The organism is Apibacter muscae, assembly GCF_007845635.1.
Classification (GTDB): domain Bacteria; phylum Bacteroidota; class Bacteroidia; order Flavobacteriales; family Weeksellaceae; genus Apibacter; species Apibacter muscae.
Genome location: NZ_SELG01000029.1, coordinates 197361 through 220301, shown reverse-complemented (window position 1 = coordinate 220301; position 22941 = coordinate 197361). Strand labels below are relative to the sequence as shown.

Annotated in this window: 15 protein-coding genes, 1 pseudogene and 1 riboswitch; of the genes and pseudogenes, 12 read left to right on the top strand and 4 right to left on the bottom strand. The window is 29.6% G+C overall.

The features are described 5' to 3' along the window. Positions 1–218: 218 nt before the first annotated feature. The 4 genes from fbaA to ETU08_RS03015 all read left to right on the top strand — a co-directional run bounded on the left by fbaA (position 219) and on the right by ETU08_RS03015 (position 7901). The gene (fbaA, locus tag ETU08_RS03030) at positions 219–1286 is read left to right on the top strand and encodes a class II fructose-bisphosphate aldolase (RefSeq protein ID WP_146261538.1); all 1068 of its coding nucleotides are present in this window, start codon (positions 219–221) and stop codon (positions 1284–1286) included. Positions 1287–1583: 297 nt separating this feature from the next. After that, a riboswitch (cobalamin riboswitch) is annotated at positions 1584–1772 on the top strand. Positions 1773–1953: 181 nt separating this feature from the next. Next, complete coding sequence (metE, locus tag ETU08_RS03025; protein WP_146261537.1) at positions 1954–4260, top strand: 5-methyltetrahydropteroyltriglutamate--homocysteine S-methyltransferase; 2307 nt, start codon at positions 1954–1956, stop codon at positions 4258–4260. 345 nt (positions 4261–4605) lie between these two features. Next, positions 4606–5742, top strand: coding sequence for an HlyD family secretion protein (locus tag ETU08_RS03020; protein ID WP_146261536.1), 1137 nt, complete (start codon positions 4606–4608; stop codon positions 5740–5742). A gap of 8 nt (positions 5743–5750) precedes the next feature. Further along, complete coding sequence (locus ETU08_RS03015; RefSeq protein WP_146261535.1) at positions 5751–7901, top strand: peptidase domain-containing ABC transporter; 2151 nt, start codon at positions 5751–5753, stop codon at positions 7899–7901. 52 nt (positions 7902–7953) lie between these two features. On the opposite strand, the gene ETU08_RS03010 is transcribed toward ETU08_RS03015, so the two are convergent. Next, positions 7954–8160 (bottom strand): beta-class phenol-soluble modulin, encoded by a 207-nt coding sequence (locus ETU08_RS03010; protein ID WP_146261534.1) that lies wholly within the window; start codon positions 8158–8160, stop codon positions 7954–7956. Between the two features lie 109 nt (positions 8161–8269). Then, positions 8270–8878, bottom strand: a complete 609-nt coding sequence (locus ETU08_RS03005; RefSeq protein WP_146261533.1) for a fumarylacetoacetate hydrolase family protein — start codon at positions 8876–8878, stop codon at positions 8270–8272. Between the two features lie 110 nt (positions 8879–8988). Here ETU08_RS03005 and ETU08_RS03000 point away from each other — a divergent pair, with 110 nt between their 5' ends. Together ETU08_RS03000 and ETU08_RS02995 are read left to right on the top strand one after the other, a co-directional pair. After that, positions 8989–9342, top strand: a complete 354-nt coding sequence (locus tag ETU08_RS03000) for a DUF421 domain-containing protein (RefSeq protein WP_146261532.1) — start codon at positions 8989–8991, stop codon at positions 9340–9342. A gap of 15 nt (positions 9343–9357) precedes the next feature. Continuing rightward, a pseudogene (locus ETU08_RS02995) lies at positions 9358–9681 on the top strand (YetF domain-containing protein); the annotation flags it as partial. A gap of 46 nt (positions 9682–9727) precedes the next feature. Here ETU08_RS02995 and ETU08_RS02990 read toward each other — a convergent pair. Together ETU08_RS02990 and ETU08_RS02985 are read right to left on the bottom strand one after the other, a co-directional pair. After that, on the bottom strand, positions 9728–10492 hold the full coding sequence (locus ETU08_RS02990; protein ID WP_146261530.1) for a 3'-5' exonuclease: 765 nt from the start codon (positions 10490–10492) through the stop codon (positions 9728–9730). Then, positions 10482–11249: a CDP-alcohol phosphatidyltransferase family protein gene (locus tag ETU08_RS02985; RefSeq protein ID WP_146261529.1), complete on the bottom strand. Its 768-nt coding sequence runs from the start codon at positions 11247–11249 to the stop codon at positions 10482–10484. Before ETU08_RS02985 ends, ETU08_RS02990 begins: the two co-directional genes overlap by 11 nt. Before the next feature lie 310 nt (positions 11250–11559). Here ETU08_RS02985 and rimP point away from each other — a divergent pair, with 310 nt between their 5' ends. From rimP to ETU08_RS02955, 6 genes are all read left to right on the top strand, one after another. Beyond that, on the top strand, positions 11560–12027 hold the full coding sequence (rimP, locus tag ETU08_RS02980) for a ribosome assembly cofactor RimP (RefSeq protein WP_146261528.1): 468 nt from the start codon (positions 11560–11562) through the stop codon (positions 12025–12027). Between the two features lie 13 nt (positions 12028–12040). After that, on the top strand, positions 12041–13273 hold the full coding sequence (gene nusA, locus ETU08_RS02975) for a transcription termination factor NusA (protein ID WP_146261527.1): 1233 nt from the start codon (positions 12041–12043) through the stop codon (positions 13271–13273). 64 nt (positions 13274–13337) lie between these two features. After that, positions 13338–16187: a translation initiation factor IF-2 gene (gene infB, locus ETU08_RS02970; RefSeq protein ID WP_146261526.1), complete on the top strand. Its 2850-nt coding sequence runs from the start codon at positions 13338–13340 to the stop codon at positions 16185–16187. A gap of 131 nt (positions 16188–16318) precedes the next feature. Beyond that, complete coding sequence (locus ETU08_RS02965; protein WP_146261525.1) at positions 16319–19489, top strand: SusC/RagA family TonB-linked outer membrane protein; 3171 nt, start codon at positions 16319–16321, stop codon at positions 19487–19489. Positions 19490–19491: 2 nt separating this feature from the next. Further along, entirely contained in the window at positions 19492–20904 is a 1413-nt protein-coding gene (locus tag ETU08_RS02960; protein WP_146261524.1) for a RagB/SusD family nutrient uptake outer membrane protein, read from the top strand. 57 nt (positions 20905–20961) lie between these two features. Further along, a complete protein-coding gene (locus ETU08_RS02955) occupies positions 20962–22941 on the top strand; it encodes a S8 family serine peptidase (RefSeq protein WP_146261523.1) in 1980 nt (659 codons plus the stop codon).

Here is a 22941-nt window from a genome sequence, read left to right as displayed (position 1 = left end):
CTTTAGAAATTCAAGTTTTAAAGGAATATTAATAACTAAAAACAAATTAAATCCACTGTTAAAGCTTTAAATAAATCAAAGAATATAATTTTCAATTTTAAATTGAAAAAATTCAAATCCCAACTTATATTATGATAAAATTGATAGATAAGTATGGTTTACTATAAATAGTTACCTATATTTACATTTAAAATACTAAAACAATAAATAAATATATCATGAGTAGAAAATTTCCTGCAGGAGTTGCAACAGGTTCTTTAGTGAAAGAAATATTTGATTATGCTAAAGAAAAGCAATTTGCATTACCTGCTTGCAATGTAATAGGTTCAAGTAATATAAATGCAGCATTAGAAACAGCAGTAAGAGTAAATGCACCAATTATTATTCAATTTTCAAATGGAGGAGCGCAATTTAATGCGGGGAAAGGTTATAAAAATTCAAATTTAAGATCGGATGTTTTAGGTGCTATTGCAGGAGCTAAACACATTCATACTTTAGCAGAGGCTTATGGAGCTACAGTTATTCTTCATACCGATCATTGTGCAAAAAAATTATTGCCATGGATCGATGGATTGCTTGAAGCTAATGAAGATTTTTATAAAAAAGAAGGGAAGACTTTGTATTCTTCACATATGTTAGATTTATCAGAAGAATCTTTGGAAGAAAATTTAGCTATATCTTCAAAATATTTTGAAAGAATGGCTAAAATAGGAATGACTTTGGAGGTTGAAATAGGTATTACTGGAGGAGAAGAAGATGGAGTAGATAACTCTGATGTTGATAGTTCAAAATTATATACACAGCCGGAAGATGTTTATAAAACTTATCAAGCATTGAATGCTATTAGTCCAAATTTTACTATTGCAGCTGCTTTTGGGAATGTACATGGAGTGTATAAACCAGGAAATGTTAAATTAGAGCCAAAAATATTGCACAATTCTCAGGAATATGTACAAAAACAGATAGGAGGATCAGACAAGCCTATTAATTTTGTATTTCATGGAGGATCAGGGTCATCATTACTTGAAATTAGAGAAGCTATCAGTTACGGAGTAATTAAAATGAATATTGATACAGATTTGCAATTTGCCTATTTAGAAGGCGTTAGAGATTATGTTGAGAATAACATCGAATATTTAAAATCTCAAGTAGGAAATCCTACCGGAGAAGATTCTCCAAACAAAAAATTCTATGATCCTAGAGTATGGGTTCGCAAGAGTGAAGAATCATTCTCAAAAAGGTTGGAAAAAGCTTTTGAAGATTTAAATAATATAAATACACTTTAATAATTAGTGATAAAATAAAAATGGGACTTGAAGATATCTTCAAGTCCCATTTTTATTTTATAGATTGTTACGGCTTTAAATAGCTTTTATAAAATTTAGATATAAGTCTGGATATCGCTTATAATCTATGGATTAATCATAGGTTTTTTATAGAAAAAAATGGATGATTTGATTAAGAATATAATAAAATTTATGAAAAATTTGGAATAAATTGATCTATAATAAATTCTTAAAAAAATGACTTGGTTAATAAAGGTTTTTTTTTTATATCTTTGTTTACAAGTTCTTTTCTTAATTTCTTTATCAAAAAAAATATGGTTCTGTGTAAAGCAGATGAATAGGGAATCATGTGCAAATCATGAGCTGACGCGCAACTGTAATTAATATTTATGTTTTATCAAGATAAGCCATTATCTAATGCAAATTGGATGAGAAGGTAGATAAAATGTTATAAGCCAGGAGACCTGCCTATTTTTAATTGACAATGTTTTCGCGATTTATAAAAACATATGTTAGGATAATTATTTATAAAAATACTTGAATTGAAATTCCTTTCAAGGTACTTATAAATATAAGTAAAATTCCTTCTCTATTTTTATATGAAACATTGTGAAGTTTAGCAATAAGAATTTTTTTATGGTTTAATCAGTTAAAAAATTTTTAAAAAATGCAAACGCACAATCTTGGCTATCCTCGTATAGGTAGCGACAGAGAATTGAAAAAAGCCTGTGAAAGCTATTGGGCTGGAAAGATCTCAATAAATGATTTAGTAAAAGTTGGAAAGACTATTCGTAATCAGAATTGGGAGACACAAAAAAATCTAGGTATGGATTGGATTCCTTCCAATGATTTCTCTTTTTATGACCATGTGTTGGATACATCCTTAATGTTAGGAGCTATACCCAAACGATATAATAAAATTTTAGAAAATCAATCTAATTCAGAATTGGATTTATATTTTGCAATGGCTCGTGGAGTACAAAAAGATGGAATAGATGTACGTGCCATGGAAATGACAAAGTGGTTCAATACTAACTACCATTATATTGTACCTGAGTTTGAAGAAAATCAAAAATTCTCTTTTTTTTCTACTAAAATTGTAGATGAGTTTTTAGAAGCAAAAAATGCAGGAATCAATGCGAAGCCTGTTATTATTGGACCGGTATCGTATTTATTGTTAGGGAAAGAGGTTGACAAATCTTTTAACAAGATAGATTTAATAAAGAATCTTTTACCAGTTTATATAGAAATCCTAAATAAACTAAAAGAGGCTGGAGTTGAATGGATTCAGTTTGATGAACCCTTTTTAGTTATGGATTTAGAGCCCAAAGCGAAAGAAGCTTTGCGTTATGTATATAATGAGATCGATAAGCAATTTCCATCCATAAAAAAAATGATTGCTACTTATTTTGGTAGTATAGGAGATAATCTGGAATTGGCATATTCTCTTCCTGTTCAAGCCTTGCATATAGATTGTGTTCATGGTTTTAAACAATTGGATGGTGCTTTAGAATTAGCACCTAAAGAAATGATATTATCTTTAGGGGTTGTAGATGGAAGAAATATATGGAAAAATGATTTTGATAAATCTTTAGACGTTATACAAAAAGCGGTAACGAAAATAGGGGAAGATAAAATTTTTATTGCTCCCTCTTGTTCATTGATACATACACCCGTTGATTTGGATTTGGAAACGGATGAAAAAACGTTAACTCCTGAAATTAAGGATTGGTTATCATTTGCTAAACAAAAAGTAGAAGAAATAGCAACAATTAAAGCGCTTGCTATTGGAAGTAAAGATTCTGAAATTTTAGATAAGAAGCAAAGGAATTCTAATTCAATAAAAAATAGAAAAGAATCTGCACTTACTCATAATAAAGAAGTAAGACAAAGAATGGAGCAATTACAATCCATTTCTGACAAACGAATAAGTGCCTTCTCAGAAAGAAAGAAAAAACAATTAGAAGCGTTACAGCTACCGTTATACGCAACAACTACGATAGGTTCATTTCCTCAAACTAAAGAGGTTCGTAGTTGGAGATCAAAAAATAAAAAAGGAATAATCTCAGATTCAGAATATCAAAAATTATTAGAAGAAGAAACTCAGAGAGCAATAAGAATACAAGAAGAAATAGGATTGGATGTATTAGTTCATGGAGAATTTGAACGTAATGATATGGTTGAATATTTCGGTGAACAATTGGAAGGAATCACTTTTTCTAAGAAAGGATGGGTTCAAAGCTACGGAAGCCGTTGTGTAAAACCACCTATTATCTTTGGAGATGTTTATCGTCCAGAACCTATGACTGTAGAATGGACGTCTTATGCCCAATCCTTAACAGATAAACCTGTAAAAGGAATGCTAACAGGACCGGTAACTATTTTACAATGGAGTTTTGTAAGAGACGATCAGCCTAGAAGAGATACTTGTTATCAAATTGCTTTAGCTATCCGGGATGAAGTTCATGATTTAGAGGAAGCGGGCATTAATTTAATACAAATTGATGAACCAGCCATTCGTGAAGGTTTACCTTTAAGAAAAAATGATTGGCAGGATTATTTGCAATGGGCTATAAAAGCTTTCAGAATATCTTCTTGTGGAGTTAAAGACGAAACTCAAATACATACCCATATGTGTTATTCAGAGTTCAATGACATGATTCAGGAAATTGCTGATATGGATGCCGATGTTATTACAATTGAATGTTCAAGGTCTAACATGGATTTATTAGAAGTATTTTCTAAGTTTAAATACCCGAATGATATAGGGCCAGGTGTTTACGACATACATTCTCCAAGAGTACCTACCCAAGAAGAAATGGTATTCTTATTGAAAAAAGCAAAGGAAAGCATTCCTGTAGAGCAGTTGTGGGTTAACCCAGATTGTGGATTAAAAACCCGTGGATGGGATGAAACGAAAAAAGCATTAGAATACATGGTTGCAGCAGCATTGCAAATGAGGCAAGAAGTTTAAATAATAAGGTCAAAAAAGGGAGCTAAATTTTAGCTCTCTTTTTTTATGATATTTTTTTATAAGTATACTTCAGTTAGATATGAGATTTTCAAGTTGAGTAATAAATTATGATTATATTTTTTCAAATAACATTTATACCCGTTTATATATTGATTTAAATCATAGAAATTATTCTGATGAGTCATAAGCATTACGTCTTATACATCCACTTTCCATCAAATAAATTATTTATAATTCATGTATATTTTTATTATATATATAATTTAATAGCATAATTTTGCATTTAATATTAATTAAATAAAATAATAGATTTAAAATTTTATTTTAAGTTTGCTATTTGCAAATATGTCGAAGTACTCTAATATCAAATATACTATAGAGAATCTCTATTATAAGAATAAAGTTAAAAATTTCAATATTTATACTTTGGTAATAGTAGTTCTGCTAGTTTTTTTTATATTATTACCTATAATAAAAGTAGATATATCTACGCAGAGTAGAGGGCTAGTACGAACGGAGTCTGAAAATGTTCCAATCTCAAGTGTTGTTAGTGGTAGAATATTGTTTATTAACATTAGTAATAATAAAAATGTTAAAATAGGGGATACGTTACTAGTTTTACAAGCATCGACCTTAGAAGCTGAAAGACAAAGTAATATTTCAATTCAAGGAGATCTCAATTTAGTTTTAGAAGATTTAGATAATCTATGTAAAGGACATGTAGGTTCACTAAAAACTTCTGAAATTCAAAAAGAGTATCAGTCTTATTTGCAAAAAAAACAAGAAGCCACAGCTAATTTAGTATTAGCTAAAAAATCCTATGCAAGGAATAAAAAATTATATCAAGAAGGCGTTATTTCAGCCTCAGAATTTGAGAAATATGAATATGAACTAAAGTCAGCAGAAACATATTTAAAAAATCTAGAGCAACAGCAATACGCTTTGTGGCAAACGCATAGAAGAGAAATATTACAGCAAATAAAAAGTTATCAAGGCAGTATAAATCAAATTAATGCTAGTAAAGATAATTATATTTTGACTTCACCGATTAATGGGAGTATAATGAATTTTATAGGAATCCAAAAAGGATCATTTCTTAATGATTCACAAATTATAGCAGAAATCTCCGCACAAGACGGATTAAAAGTTGAAATGTATGTATCTGCTAATGATATAGGTTTAATACAAAAAGGACAGAAGGTAAATTTTCAAATAGATGCATATAATTATAATCAATGGGGGATGGCGAGAGGTAATGTAATGGACATAGATCAGAATATAACTTTAAGATCCGATGGAAGCTCCTATTTTAAGGTATGGTGTAATTTAGATAAGGATTATCTTACATTGAAAAATGGCTATAAAGGAGAGATTAAAAAAGGAATGACATTAACTGGTCGATTCATTATAAATCGAAGAAGTTTATGGAATTTATTATACGATAAAGTGGACAATTGGCTCAATCCTAAAATTATTAATTAATAATAATAATGCGAAAATTAAAAGTAAAACAGCATGATTTAAGAGATTGTGGGGCGGCCTGTCTAGCTTCAATTGGTGCTTATTATAATATTAATTTACCGATTGCAAGAATTAGACAATATGCGTCTACAGATAAAAAGGGGACTAATGTTTTAGGGCTGATTCAAGCGGCAGAAAAAATGGGATTAACCGCTAAAGGGGTAAAAGGGAATTTAGATGCCATATCACAGATTCCTCTACCAGCAATTGCTCATGTTATTTTAGGAGAAAAACAATTGTTACATTATGTAGTTATATACAAGGTCGCAAAAAATTTCATTGAAGTTATGGATCCTTTAGATGGAGAAATGACAAGGTATTCTTATAGTGATTTTGAGAAGATTTGGTCTGGGGTGATAGTCTTGTTTTCACCAAATGAAAATTTTAAAGAATCCAATGAAAAAATTTCCAATTTTAAGCGTTTTTGGAATCTTGTTCAGCCTCATCGCTCAATACTAATACAGTGTCTTTTTGGAGCAATCATTTATACAGTATTAGGTCTTTCGACCTCTATTTTTATAGAAAAAATAACTGATTATGTGCTAGTCGATCATAATAAAAATCTATTGCATCTCTTAGGAGTATGCATGCTTGTTATTCTAGTCGTTCAAGTATACATTGGAACTCAAAAAAATTTTTTTGTTTTAAAGACAGGTCAATTAATAGATGCGCAGTTAATTCTAAATTATTACAAACATCTATTGCGCTTGCCTCAACGATTTTTTGATACTATGAGAATTGGGGAAATTATATCAAGAGTGAACGATGCACTTAAAATAAGAGTTTTTATAAATGATGTGGCCATTGATTTTATAGTAAACATATTTATTGTTGTTTTTTCATTTATACTAATGTTTGCATACTATTGGAAATTGGCATTAATAGTTACATTAGTTATACCTCTTTATATAACTATTTATTTAATAATAAATAAATTAAATAAAAAAATAGAACGCCGTGTAATGGAAGATGGAGCAGATTTAGAAACTCAATTGGTAGAAAGCGTAAATAATGTTAGGACTATAAAAGAATTTGGAATAGAGGATTATACCAACAAAAAAATAGAATATTCATTTATAAAGCTATTATTTTCAAACTACAAATCAGGCTTAAACACGATTTTTAGCGGTACTTCATCACAATTTATAGCCTCATTATTTACTGTTATTTTATTATGGATTGGAAGCTTATTTGTTATAGAAAATAAGATAACCCCAGGAGAATTATTTTCATTTTATGCCCTTATAGGTTATTTTACTTCACCGATAGCATCACTGGTGTCCATGAATAAGACTATTCAGAATGCTTTAATAGCCTCTGATAGATTGTTTGAGATTATGGACTTAGAAAGAGAAAAAACGGATAACAAGTTTGAAATTAAATTAGAAGATTTAGGGGATATTAGATTTGAAAATGTATATTTTAGTTATGGCACACGTACTGATGTATTTAAGGGGTTTAATGCGGTCTTTAAAAAAAATAAAACCACAGCAGTTGTAGGAGAAAGCGGTAGTGGAAAAACAACCTTAATTTCACTGCTTCAAAATATTTATCCAATACAAAAAGGTAAAATTTATATAGGAAATTATGATTTAAACTATATTAGCTATCAAAGTTTACGAAATATAATGGGGGTTATACCTCAACAACTAAGTCTTTTTTCGGGAGATATTATTGAAAATATTGCCTTAGGATGTGATGAGCCAGATATGCATCGAATAATAGATTTAAGTCAAAAATTAGGAATTTCAGATTTTGTAGAAAAACTACCTCAAGGTTTTCAATCTCCGGTAGGAGAAAATGGAACGATGCTTTCCGGTGGTCAGAAACAAAGAATAGCAATTGCCAGAGCTTTATATAAAGAACCACAAATTTTATTATTAGATGAAGCTACATCTGCTTTAGATACACATTCGGAGAGGATAGTTCAGAATGTAATTAATGACTTTAAAACTCAGAATAAAACGGTGATTGTAATTGCTCATAGGCTTAGTACCATATCCAATGCAGATGAAATTTTTGTTATGGATAATGGCTTAATTGTAGAGCAAGGCGACCATCATTCATTACTTAGCTTAAAAGGGAAGTATTTCAAACTTTGGAAGGATCAAATTTCATAAATAAAAAAGAGAGATATTTATATCTCTCTTTTTTAAGAAATTGAATTGACTTCTATCTACCAAAAAATTTACCGAAGAAAGAACCTACCAATTTTAAACCAGTGGTTGAAGTCTCAACAATTGATTTTGCCATGTCTGACCAATTTTTATCAATTGCATTACTTACAATTCCTTGTACGTTGTTTGCTAAGTCAGCTGCAAGTCCACCACCATTAATTTCTTTTAATTCTTGATTTGTTAAATTTTGTAAGTTTTTCATGATTTCTAAATTTTTATTGCTGTAAATTTAAAAAAAAATAAACTAAAACTATAATTATTTCAAATAAAGATAAAAATTATTTATCTATTCGTTTAATGGCGTATATATACTAAATAATTTTTACTTCAAAGAATTTATCATTTTTAATATATCCTTCTAAAATATCATTTCCTTTAACTTTGGAAACCCCGGCAGGAGTTCCAGTAAAAATAATGTCTCCAACCTTCAAAGTGAAAAACTGAGAGATATAAGAAACTAGTTTATTTATAGAAAAAATCATGTTAGAAGTATTCCCTACTTGTTGCAAAATTCCATTTTTTATTAAAGAGAATTCTAAATTTTCAAGATCAAAATTTTCTTTACTAACAAAATTGCTAATAAAAGCAGATCCATCAAAAGCCTTAGCTTTTTCCCAAGGAAGTCCCTTAATTTTTAATTCCTCTTGAATATCACGAGCTGTAAAATCAATTCCTAAGCCTATTTCTGTATAATAATTTTCTGAAAATTCTGGTTGAATGTATTTTCCAGTTTTACAAATTTTAATTAATATTTCCACTTCGTGATGAAGATTATTGGTGAATTCAGGTATGTAAACTTCATCTTTAGATTTTATTAAGGCTGTATCTGGTTTTAGGAATAATACCACGTCTTTAGGTATTTCATTATTAAGCTCTTTGGCATGATCGGCGTAATTTCTTCCAACGCAAATAAATTTCATTTTATATTTTTTTCACAAGTTAAAAATAATAGTTAACAAATAAATATAATTTAATATAAGTATAAAATAAGTACTAAAATAAATATATTAGCATAAAAAATTAAATATTTATGTATTGCGTTGATTATTTACAGCAAAATTTAAATTTTAAGGAAAATTTACAAATAGGCTTTAAACTTGTCGTAGCATTATTTGCGGTTTTAATATATATAAAAATAATTGGTAGAACGATTTTAAATCATGTTTCTGGGCTTGATCTTGTTCAAAATATTATTTTAGGGGGATTAGCAGGTGGAATCATCTATAATCCCAATGTTTCTATATTAAAATTTGCTTTTGTTTTATTTATTTGGACCTTTATAATTTCATTTGTTGCTTATGTGTGTAGGAAAAACGGAAAGTTAAGAAGACTATTTGAAGGTCAAATTATTCCTTTGGTGCGCAAAGGTAAGATGAATGAATGAGGATTTAAGAAGGCTAAATTGGATATTTTAACTTATTCTAATCTTTTAAAAAATATAGGGATCTATGATATTTCAGATGTTTATTTTGCTCAGATGGAAAAGAATGGAGCAATAACTGCATTTACAAATAATTTTGATAATTATGCTGTATTATTAGTCATTGAAGGTAAAATAAACTTCTCGTACCTTGATGGAATTGGTAAAGATGAAGACTGGCTTAAAGATGCATTAAAAAAAGAAGGGTATGATAATATAGAAAAAATCTTTATAGCCCAGTGGTCTCCAGAAAAATTTTTAATTATACCTAATAGTAAAGAGCATAAAGTTAAATTAGTATGATAATTAAAAAAATATGCAGTTATTTTTCTATAACTGCATATTTTTTTTATAATGCATTTTTTAATTTAACCTTTGTAAAGATTTTTTTAGAATATAGAGGAAAGTCGGCATTCATTAACCAAGAATAATAACCTACATCAGTTAAGAATACTTCAGTTAATTTTTTTCCTTTATATTTTCCAAAATTGAATATCTCTTCATCATTTTTGTCCAATCCTATAAAACCAGCAAGATCCGCGTATTTATTTTGTGTCGTAAAAGCATGTAGAAATTTCACATCATTGTCTATAGCGTCATATTTTTCAACTTGTGCTTTAAGAACTTCGTAGGTAGCAAGAGTGTCTGCAGCAGCTGTATGAGCATTTATAAGTTCTTTATTGCAATAAAATTTATAAGCAGCAGATAAAGTTCTTTGTTCCATTTTATGAAAAATCACTTGAACATCAATAGGTCTATGTTTATGAATATCAAATTCAAATCCATTTCTCAATAATTCTTCTGCAAGCAGTGGTATATCGAAACGATTAGAATTATATCCTGCTAAATCAGAATCTTTGATCATTTCTAAGATGTGAGGGGCAATATCTTTAAATATAGGAGCATCAGCCACGTCTTTATCATATATACCATGAATAAGAGAACATGCTTTTGGAATAGGGATTTGAGGATTAATTCTCCAAGTTTTACTCTCTTCTGAATGATTAGGGTTTACTTTTAATATACTTATTTCAACGATACGATCTTTGCTAATACTTACACCTGTAGTTTCCAGATCAAAAAAACAAAGAGGTTTATGTAATTTAAGGTTCATTTGAAATTATTTTTTTTCTAAATAAAATTGATAATAGAATGTATAGTATAATAAGAAAAGGTATGGATGAGAGATTAAAAAAAATAAATAAAAGAATACTGCAAATAACATAAGAAAAAACCAGATAATTATCGTTCCATTTTAAGTTTTTAAATTTCAATGCAAATAGTGGAAGGTTGCTTACGAGAATTACACTACTAAAAATAGAAATGAAAATAAGCAAATAAGTATTACTCCAGAAGCTTTCAGGGTTTTTATGGATAAGCCAATATAAGGAAAAAATAAATAAAGTATTAGCTGGAGTTGGTAATCCTTTGAAGTAAAAGGTTTGGTCTTCATCTAAATTAAATTTAGCCAAACGATAAGCGGAAGCTAGAGTTATTATAAGTCCGATAATGCTAGCATTTTTAATAAATAGAGAATCTATTAAAAAATAGAAAGAATTAAAGTTGAAATCTAAGGTTGTTAATCCCTTGATTGTGCTTAGAAAAACGTCTCCGTCTAATAAATTAAACATTAAAATACCAGGCAATAATCCAAAGGATATTACATCAGCCAAACTATCAAGTTCCTTTCCTAAGGAGCCTGAAGCATTAACAGCGCGAGCTACAAAGCCATCAAAAAAATCAAAAATAAGCGAAAATAATAGCAGTATTAGAATATATTCAATAGCAGAATTTGTGATAGTAAAAATGCATGCAAGGCTTCCGCATAAAAGATTTAATAAAGTAAGGAAATTAGGGAGCTGCTTAATCATATAAAGAGAATATTTTATATACTTTTTCAAATATAAGAAGATTTAGTAATTCATTAACTTTAATATATAGATGCATTTATTAAGATACTATTTTATGTGGAATTTATTATTCAATTGTAGTTAAAATAAATAACTATAAAATATTTGAGGTTTTGAATGTAAGGATAATTACAATTTAAATAAAAAAATAGTATATTTGTACAGTTTTTGGGATTTAAAAAAATAGAAAAGCCTATTTACATAAGGCTTTTTTTGTGTTTTTTTTAAAAAAAATTTTTAAAATTTTATGAATGTCATAATATGCTAGTATATGTTCTTAAAAGATAAGGTTGAATCATTAATTGAAAAATTCCTGCAGGAAAGAACGGATATTTTTTTAATTTCATGTAAAATATCAGCGGATAATAAGATTGAAGTTATAATAGATGGAGATGAAGGGATTTCAATTCAAGATTGTTTGCAATGCAGTAGAGCAATTGAAAATAATTTAGATAGAGAGGAAGAAGATTTTGCTTTGTCTGTCTATTCAGCAGGGGTAACTAATCCACTTATACTTCCTAGACAATATAAAAAAAATTTAGGCAGAGAGCTCAAAGTATTTTTAGAAGGTGGTAAAGAAATAAATGGGGTTTTAGAACAAGTAAAGGATGATAAAATAACTTTAACTTGGAAAGAAAGAATACCTAAAGAAAAAGGAAAGGGGAAAGTAACAGTAGAGTTAAGGGAAGAAATAGAGATCCAAAATATACAAAAAGCAACAATAAATATAAAAATTTAAATAAGTAGGACTAATGGATAGTATAGAGTTAATAGAATCGTTTGGGGATTTTAAAGACGAAAAAAATATAGATAGAATTACTTTAATGGCTATTGTTGAAGAATCAATGAAAACCGTTTTAAGAAAAAGGTATGGTTCTGACGAGCATTTTGATGTTATTGTAAATCCAGATAAAGGAGATTTAGAGATATACTTGAATAGGAAAATTGTTGAGGATGAAATGTCTGAAGATGATTTATTAGAGATCGAAATCAGCGAAGTTAGAAAAATAGATCCAAGCTTTGAGGTTGGTGAAGAATATACACAAAAGATAGAGCTAAATGAGCTAGGAAGAAGAAATATTTTAGCTTTCAAACAAGTTTTAAACACGAAAATAGCCGAATACGATAATTCCAATTTATATGAAAAATTTAGATCTATAGAGGGAGAAATTGTCAGTGGAGAAGTACATCATATACGTCATAGACAAGTTATTTTAATGGATGAAGATCAAAATGACATGATTTTGCCAAAAGAAAATCAAATTCCTTCTGACTTTTTTAGAAAAGGAGAAACTGTTCGTGCAGTAGTTCAAGAGGTTGGTTTGAAAGGAGGAAAGCCACAAATAGTTCTTTCAAGAACCTCCCCTAAATTTTTGGAAAAATTGTTTGAGTTTGAAATACCAGAAATTTATGATGGATTAATAACTATCAAAAAAACGGTTAGAATACCAGGAGAAAAAGCAAAAATTGCAGTTGAATCTTACGATGACAGAATAGATCCGGTGGGAGCATGTGTAGGGATGAAAGGCTCTAGAATACACTCCGTAGTGAGAGAATTGAAAAATGAGAATATAGATGTAATAAATTATACAACCAATCAGCAGTTATTTATACAAAGAGCATTAAGTCCTGCTAAAATTTCTTCTATGGATATTGATGAAGAAAATAAAAATGTTGTTGTATATTTAAGATCAGAAGAAGTTTCAAAAGCAATAGGAAAGGGGGGGCAAAATATAAAGTTAGCAAGTTGGCTCACAGGATATGAAATAGATGTACGCAGAGATGAACCTGAAGAAGATATTGAACTAGTAGAGTTTTCAGATGAAATTGATTCTTGGGTGATTGATGAACTAAGAAAGATCGGCTTAGATACAGCAAGGTCTGTTTTAGAAAAAGATTTGGAAGATCTTTTAAAAATAACGGATTTAGAGGAAGAAACTATTTTAGATGTAGTTCGCATTTTAAAAGAAGAATTTGCAAAATAATCATAGTATGATTTTGCAATTAAATTATCATATTTGTAAAAAAGAATAAGAACAAAATATTAATATGTCGGGTATTCGATTAAGTAAAGTATTAAAAGACCTTAATATCTCTCTTGACAGAGCAGTGGAATATTTATCATCCCAAAGTGTTGAGATTGAGAGGAACCCTAATGTAAAGTTAGATCAAAAAGCGCATCAATTATTAGTAACTGAGTTTTCGGAAGATAAACTTAAAAAAGATGCGTCTTTAGATGTGGTCATAAATAAAATTCCTGAGAAAAAAAAGGAAGAGAAGCCTGTAGTTACTGAAGTAGTAAAAGGAAAGGCAAAAGAAATATCCAAACCAAAAACTTTAGGTAAAATAGATTTAGAAGGACAAAGGACAAAATATAGTAAGCCTGTAGAAGAGACAAGTGAAAAAAATCACACTAATGAAGCTAATCAGGATAGTTCAAATCAGGAATCTGAAGTTGTAGAGGAAAAAGCTAAAAGTAAAGGAATTAAAATAATAGGAAAACTATCTGTTGACGATTTAAAAAAGGCACAAGAATCTACATATCCTGTCAAAAAAGCAAAAGAAAAAGAAGCTAAAGCTGAAAAGCTTGAAAAGGTAGATAAAATCGAAGAAAAAAAAGAGATCATAGTTCCCAAAGAAGAAGTAGTAGTAGAAAAAAAAGAGGAGACTGACGAGCCTGAAAAATTAGAAACACAATATCAAAAATTAGACGGGCCCAAGATGACTGGTCAAATTATAGATTTGAGTCAATTTCAAAAACCTAAGAAGGCCTCTGTATCTAAGGATAATAATGCTGATAAGAAGAAAAGAAAAAGAATAGTTAAAGACTCAAAGGTTGATGTTAATGCCATTGCTAAAACAATAAATACAGATAAAAAAGCCGCCTCTCAGGATAAAAATAAAAGCTTTAATAATAGAAAACCCATTGTTAATAATGGTCAGAATAAAAAGTTTGGTAACAGAAATGTAAACACTCGCCCTGTTGAATTAACAGATGAGCAAGTTAAAAATCAAATCAAAGAAACTCTTGAAAAATTAACATCTAAAGGAGGTAAGTCTAAAAGCTCTAAATTTAGAAGAGATAAAAGAATTCAAAGAAGAGAGTATGAAGCAGAATTGCAGGAGAAAGAACAAAGAGATAACACTTTAAAAGTTACGGAGTTTATAACTGTTAATGAATTAGCTAGTTTAATGAATGTATCTCCCACAGAAGTTATTTCTGCATGCTTTTCTTTGGGGGTTATGGTAACTATGAATCAAAGATTAGATGCAGATACTTTAGTTTTGGTTGCAGATGAATTCGGTTATAAAATTGAATTTACTGATACAGAAATTGACGCTGCAGCTGTAGAAGAAGAGATAGATTTAGAAGAAACATTAGAGGCAAGAGCACCTATTGTAACTGTAATGGGGCATGTGGATCATGGGAAAACATCATTGCTAGACTATATAAGAAAAACTAATGTTATAGCAGGTGAATCTGGAGGAATAACTCAACATATCGGCGCCTATAATGTAAAATTAGCCAACGGAGAAAAAATAACATTTTTAGATACACCAGGGCATGAGGCATTTACTGCGATGAGGGCTCGTGGGGCTCAAGTAACAGATCTAGCAATTATTGTTGTAGCAGCAGATGATAATGTAATGCCCCAAACTAAAGAAGCCATAAGTCATGCACAAGCAGCAGGAGTTCCTATGATATTTGCTATTAATAAAATAGATAAACCTAATTCCAATCCAGATAAGATTAAAGAAGAGTTATCTCAAATGAATCTCTTAGTTGAGGATTGGGGAGGTAATATTCAGTCTCAGGAAATATCTGCTAAATTTGGTAATAATGTAGATGTATTACTAGAAAAAGTTTTATTAGAAGCTGAAATATTAGATTTAAAGGCTAACCCAAATCGAGTAGCAAATGGTGTTGTTATAGAGGCAGCTCTAGATAAAGGAAGAGGATATGTATCAACCATTTTAGTTCAAAAAGGAACATTACGTGTAGGAGATTATTTATTGGCTGGAAAAAATCATGGTAAGGTAAGAGCAATGCTTGACGAAAGAGGAAAACCTATGAAAGAAGCAGGACCGTCTACCCCTGTAACGATATTAGGTTTGGATGGAGCACCTACTGCTGGAGATAAATTTAAAGTATTTGAAGATGAGAGAGAAGCGAAACAAATAGCCAATAAGCGTGAACAGTTGATGAGAGAGCAATCGATCAGAACTCAAAAACATATAACTCTAGATGAAATAGGTCGAAGAATTGCATTAGGTGATTTTAAAGAATTAAACATTATTTTAAAAGGAGATGTTGATGGATCCGTAGAAGCATTGACAGACTCATTACAAAAATTATCTAATGATCAAATTCAAATCAATATAATTCATAAAGCGGTTGGACAAATTACAGAATCAGATGTTCTACTAGCTGCTGCTTCAGATGCTATTTTAATAGGATTTAATGTTCGCCCTAATATTAGTGCAAGAGATTTAGCTGAAAAAGAAGAAATTGAAATCAGATCATACTCGATTATCTACGATGTAATCAATGATATTAAAGAAGCGATGGAAGGAATGCTTTCCCCAGAGATAAAAGAGCAAATTATTGGTAATGTAGAAATTAGAGAAACCTTTAAAATATCAAAAGTGGGTACAATTGCCGGATGTATGGTATTGGATGGTAAAATAAACAGAGGATCCAAAATAAGAATAATTAGAGAAGGAATCGTTATACATACAGGAGAATTAGAAAGTTTGAAAAGATTTAAAGATGATGTCAAGGAAGTTACAAAAGGATATGAATGTGGATTAAATATTAAAAACTATAACGATATTCAAATAGGAGATTTGTTAGAAGTGTTTGAGGAAATTGAAGTAAAAAAGAAATTAAAAATTTAAAATAATTTTAAAAATAAATAAAGGCTATATGAATTTTCATATAGCTTTTTTATTTTACATTTGTCAATAATCTTTATTTTTAAATAAAATAGATAATGTTTTAATCTCAATTATTTAATCTGTATTCATGCATGATAAAAGCCTATAATAAGATAATTTTAGTTTTGTGTTTATTATTATATCAATCGGTATTTGGGCAAATTAAAGGTATTATAAAATGGGAGGATGATAGTTTTGCTAAAAATGTTGAAGTTGAATTATTAAATAAAAATCAAATAACCCAAACAGACAATCATGGTTACTTTTCCTTTACTAATTCAGATAAAGGTGATACGCTTGTCATAGCAAGAGGAATAAAACAAATTATCTTACAAGAAACAGATACTCTAATAAATATAAGTTTAGAGCGTACAAAACTTGATAAGATAGTAGTCTTAGGTTTTATTAATACACCATATAAAGGAGCCTATTCAATAATTAGGGATAATGAATTAGAATCAATGCCTCAAGCTTCTATAGACGATAAGCTTGGGGTAATACCGGGAGTTAGCTATAGTGGTAGTGGAGGGCAACCCGGATCTGCAACAAGTGTAATAATTAGAGGAGTGAGCTCGTTTACGGGGTCTTCAAACCCTTTGTATGTAATTGATGGAGTGCCTATAGGAAAAGGATTAGATTCTTCTTCATTGTTAGATAGCTATTCTTCTTTTAGTCCAATTTCAAATTTAAATCCTAATTCAATAGAAAGTATAGTTGTTTTAAAGGATATTGCAGCTGCATCAATGTATGGGGCAGCAGGTGCTAATGGAGTTATCTTAATAAAAACAAAAAAAGGAAAGTACAATCAAAAAACAAAATTTAATTTTATTTCAGAAATAGGTTTTCAAGATATTGCTTTTGATAAACACCAATGGATGAACTCTGAACAATATATGGATTGGGGGGCTATGGTTTATGCAGGTAAAGAATATATAGGAGGTAGAACAGACGCATTCTTAAATTTAGCAAGCTATAAACAACAATTTATAGAAAACATGAAAAAAAATGGGTGGGACGGAGAAACAAGTACCAATTGGATGAAAGAAGTTCAAAGAAATAAATCTGTTGTAAAACAATACTCACTTAATATCACTGGAGGAGAAAAAAATTTTTTATTTTATTTAGGAGGATCATATTATAACAATGAGCCTTTAGTAAAAGGTAGCACATTTCAAAGATATTCATTTAATCTGGGTTTGGGTTATCGGTTGACAGAGAAAATTAATTTAAATTTTAATGGAAGTATTACGAATCTAAATACCCATACCTATACACAAGGGGGATCTTTCTCGAGTCCTTGGAGTTCAAGTTGGACTTTGCTTCCAATTTATCCTGTTTATAACCCGGATGGATCATTCAATATACAAAATCTAGGAGGGAATCAATGGTATAACCCAGTAGAATTATTAAATTCAGATTATTTAGAAGGTGATAATACAACATGGAGAAGTTCAATGAGTGTTATGTATAAATTAAACAAAGAAATTAAAATAACATCAGATTTTGGTATGCAATATCAAAACCTATTAGAAAAATCATGGTGGAATCAAAATTCAGGGAATGGTAAATCGAGAAACGGATTATTCCAACAAAATAAAAATAGAGTCATTGATTATTCTTGGACAAATTTTATGAATTATAAAAAGTATCTATTTGATAAACACGATTTATCTGTAGATCTTGGAATTAGTTTTGAAGAACATAAAAGAGATGATCAATATACTTCAAAATTTGATTATCCTGAATATTCAAAGCCAAATTTGTCAAACGGTACTAATATACTACAATCTTTAGGTAGTGATGAGACGTGGAGACAAATTTCTTACATTGGAAGAATTAATTATACCATTGATAAAAAATACACATTTATAGCAGGTATAAGAAGAGACGGGAATTCTACATTTGGAAAAAATAATAAATGGGGTAATTTTTGGGATACAGGATTTGTATGGAATCTAAGTAATGAAAATTTTATAAATGTTGAAAAAACTAAAATTAATGATTTAAAACTTCGCTTAAATTATGGTATCGCAGGTAATACACCTATGACGGAATGGGGTAAATTATATTATTATAAAACTCTATTAAAAGCAGAAAGTTACGGATCAGGAGAATCAGCTTTATATTTTCAATCAGCCGGCAATGATAATTTAAAATGGGAGGAATCTCATCAGTTAGGAATAGGTTTATATTTTGGAATTTTTAACAATAAAATAACAGGTTCATTTGATTATTACAATAAAAAAACTAATGATTTAATATCCATTGTTCCATTACCGTATACTGTAGGAGGAGCAAATGCTTACTATGCTAATGTAGGAAGTATTAGAAATAGAGGTTTTGAATTAGTTTTAAAATCAGAAGTAATAAATAAAAATAAACTCATTTGGAATATTGAAGCTTCAGCTTCATACAATAAATCTAAAATTTTAAGATTAAATATAGAAACTTCAGACGGTATAAATCTTGAAGGTTATTCAAAAGCATTAAAAGTAGGAAAACAAGCCGGTGAATACTATACATGGACATGGGCAGGAGTTGATTCAAACACAGGATACGGAATGTGGTATGTGAATGATATAGAATTAGAAACTAGGTTTAAAGAGGGGAAATTGACAGCTAGTGAGCAAGCCTTTGTAAATGATGGTAAACTATATTATGATAGTAAAGGTAAATTAGTGACTACAGATAAATCTATTGCAAAAAAAGAATTTCAAGGCTCTACAGCTTTACCTATTTGGCAAGCCTCATTATATAATCAATTATCTTATAAAGGATTTACTTTCTCAATTCTTTTAACAGGTTCGTTCGATTATAAAGTTATGGATGCATTTACTAATGTATGGATGAGCGATGGAGCCTATGCAGGAAATAGAAATCAAGAAAGTGATTTATTAGATAGTTGGACTCCACAAAATCCAAATGCTGAAAATCCTTTACAAATAGGTGATCTTACATCAACCAATTCAATGTCTTCAAGATTTCTACGAAGAGCAGATCATATAAGGTTAAAAGAAGTTAAATTATCTTATACATTTACACAAAATATAATAAAAACTATAGGAGTTGAATCCATAACATTATTTATTAGGGGAACCAATTTATTCACATGGGCATTTGATAAAAAACTTAAATCAGATCCAGATATTTATTCAACAGGTGCATTAAATGAAGGATACCCAGATTTTTATGGTAGAGGTTATTATGATTTTACATCACCAATAATGAAAATTTATTCATTTGGGATATCAGTAAATTTTTAAATATGAAGGTAAAAATAATCTTTATTTCTTTTTTTCTTGTTTTAATGAGTTGTTCAGAAGACAAACTGAATACAGAACCTAGCACTGAAGTTCCATTAGATGTAATTATAAAAACGGAAGAAGGATTAATAAATGCTAAAAATGGAATATATTATTATCTAGCGCGTCCAGGTGGACTAGGATGTAATGTTGTTTTATTGGGAGATCTTATCTCAGATAATTCATTTGTAAACACATCAAATACGGGACGATTCTTAAATTTAAACAATATGTCCTACAACCCAGAATTAAATTTTGATGGTATTGAAGGAGAAGGACCACCCTTAAATAGGCTTTACGATGCCTATGCATTAGCATCTACTGTAATAAATGCACCAATATCACTAAATGATGAAATTAAACAAGCCAAGGCAGAAGCTTATGCAGCCAGAGCTTTAGCTATGTTTTTTATAGTTAATATTTATTCACCAAGTGTAGCTTTAGGATACAATCAAGAGTTTGGAATGCCTATATATAATAAAAGCTATAATCCTCAGATAAAGCACTCTAGAGCCACAATACCTGAGGTTTATACTCAAATAGAAAACGATTTATTACAATCATTAGAACTTTTTCAAAGCGAATCCTCAACAAAAACGCACTTAGGCCCTACAGCAGTAAAGTTATTGCTTTCAAGGGTTTATTTATATCAACAGAAGTGGGCTCTTGCATATGAATATGCACAACAAGTAGAATCTCAATCAGGAGGGAGTTTTGACTTTATCCAAAAAGAAAATTATGTGGATTATTTTTCATTAAACTCAGCACCAGAAACAGTTTTCGAGATTGGCTATAATCAATCAAACTCATTAGGAATCAATAGTTTATCAAGTTTTTACTCCATTACAGGAACTTATTTTCAAAATGAGTTTCGAAAAGACTTGTATAATTTATACGAAGATTCAGACATAAGAAAGAATTTATTAAAACTAGATGTTACTAACAAAGGAAATAATCCAACGGGAGAGGAAGGATATTATACATTAAAATATCCAGTAACAATGAACCTTGATTCAAATGTTAAAATTTTAAGAATGTCGGAATCAAAATTAAACAAAATAGAAGCGCTTTACCACTTAGGAAACCAAGAAGAAGCTTTAAAACAATTGAATAGTTTTGTCTCAACTAGAGGGGATTACCAATACAACAGTAAAGATAACCAATTACTTAAAGATATTCTAAAAGAAAGAAGATTAGAATTTGTAGGAGAAGGACATCAATTTTTTGATTTGAAAAGAAATAGATTACCAATTGTAAAAAAAACAAATTGTAAATTGAACTGTGAAGTTTCAGCTTCAGATAAATTATTCGTATATCCTTTACCACAGATAGAGATTCAAACGAACCCTAATATTAAACAATATCCTGGATATTAATCATATAAAATAGAATTTCATTACTTTTGTTTAATAATTAATTAACCCAAATAGTTCATGAATAAATACATATTACTATTTACATTGCTTTTCGTTTATACATATTCTTTTTCTCAGACAGAAAAAGATAGGTCGAGTATAACTAATTCTTACGACCAAAAAGAAATTGAAAAGGTTAAAAGTGAACTGAAAAGAAAGGAACAAATTAGACAAGAAATACTAGATAAATATTTAAACAAAAATTCACGTAGAGTGATGTCAGACTCATTAGAAGAAACTGGGTTACCAATATCTATTAATGACAATGGAGAAATTATTTATTTAAAAACATTTAACGAAGGATCTGCAAAGACAATTAATGAAAGAACACTTATTAGTGAATTAGCGGTGGATGGTAAGAATATGTATGCTGGGGTGTGGGACGAAGCTTTACCGAGAACAACACATCAAGACTTTAAAAATGCACAGGGTGAAGTAAGAATTGAAAAGGGAAGCGATAATGTCCAAAAAGTTTCAAAACATTCAACTCATGTTACAGGGACAATTATAGGCGGAGGGTATTCACCAGCTGCTGATAATTTACCTCAAGGATATTCCAAAGGTATGGCTCCCAATGCGCACGTTAAAAGTTTTGATTATTCAAATGATTTGTCTGAAATGACAGAGTTTGCACAAAAAGGTTATCTAGTATCCAATCATTCCTACGGAATTTCGGCATTAAATGCTAAGGGTAGACCAGTATTTGAATTAAACTCTTGGGTTTTTGGAGCATATGATTTTACGAGTTATAAGTTAGATCAGTTGGCGTATTTAAACAAATATTATCAAATGGTCATTGCAGCTGGTAATGACCGAGAAAACTATTTAAAAATTAATCCTGAAAAAGATGGATACGAACTAATTTTAAATTACGGAGTTGCAAAAAATGTGTTAACCATTGGTGCAGTAGAAGAAATAATCAATTACAACGATCCAAAAAATGTAAAGATCTCTACTTTTAGCAATTTTGGTCCAACCGATGATGGACGTATAAAACCCAATATAGTAGCCAAAGGAGTTTCCGTTTATTCCACAGGAAACTTATCCGATAATAGTTACATCTTTTTAAATGGAACATCAATGGCAACTCCATCAATTACAGGTTCCATACTACTACTTCAACAATATAATCATAAATTGAATTCTAAATATTTGACATCAGCTTCTATAAGGGGTCTATTGCAACACAGTGCTAAAGAAGCAGGATCTTATGATGGTCCCGATTATATTTATGGTTGGGGATTGGCAGATATAGGTGCTGCTGCACAAATAATAACCGATAAAAACAAAAAATCAATTTTAGAAGAAAACCAACTAAATAATAGATCTACATATATAAAAAAAATAAAAGCTTCCGGAGCAATTCCATTACAAATTTCCATTTCATGGACTGATCCTGAAAATAAAAATTATAATGGAGATATTTTAGGATTGTCTACAGGGAAATTTATAGCAGGAGTAAAAGATCCAGATCAGGTAAATTTAGTCAATGATTTAGATATAAAAGTCACACAAATAAATAATGAAGGTCAAGTAATAGTAACTTATTATCCTTGGAGGCTTAATAAGTTTCAACCCAGTTTACCTGCAAAAAATGATGGGACTAATGATGTAGATAATTTTGAAAGAATTGATATTCCAAATCCCAATGGAGAGTACTTAATAACCATTTCTCATAAAGGAAATTTAACTAATAATAGTCAAGATTATACATTAATTGTTACCGGGCCGTCAATGGAAACAGTAGAAACAGTAGAAGAAGAATTTAAATTGCAAGAAACTAAGGTTTATCCTATACCATCTAAGGACTATGTTTACATATATGTAATGAAAAATTCAACGTATAAAGTTTACGGTACATCAGGCAACTTATATTTAACAGGAACTTTAATTGAGGGCGAAAATAAAATTGATACATCGAGTTTATCTTCTGGAATTTATTTTGTTAGAATAAACGATGGAAAAAACAATGAAACAAAGAAAATAATTGTGCAATAA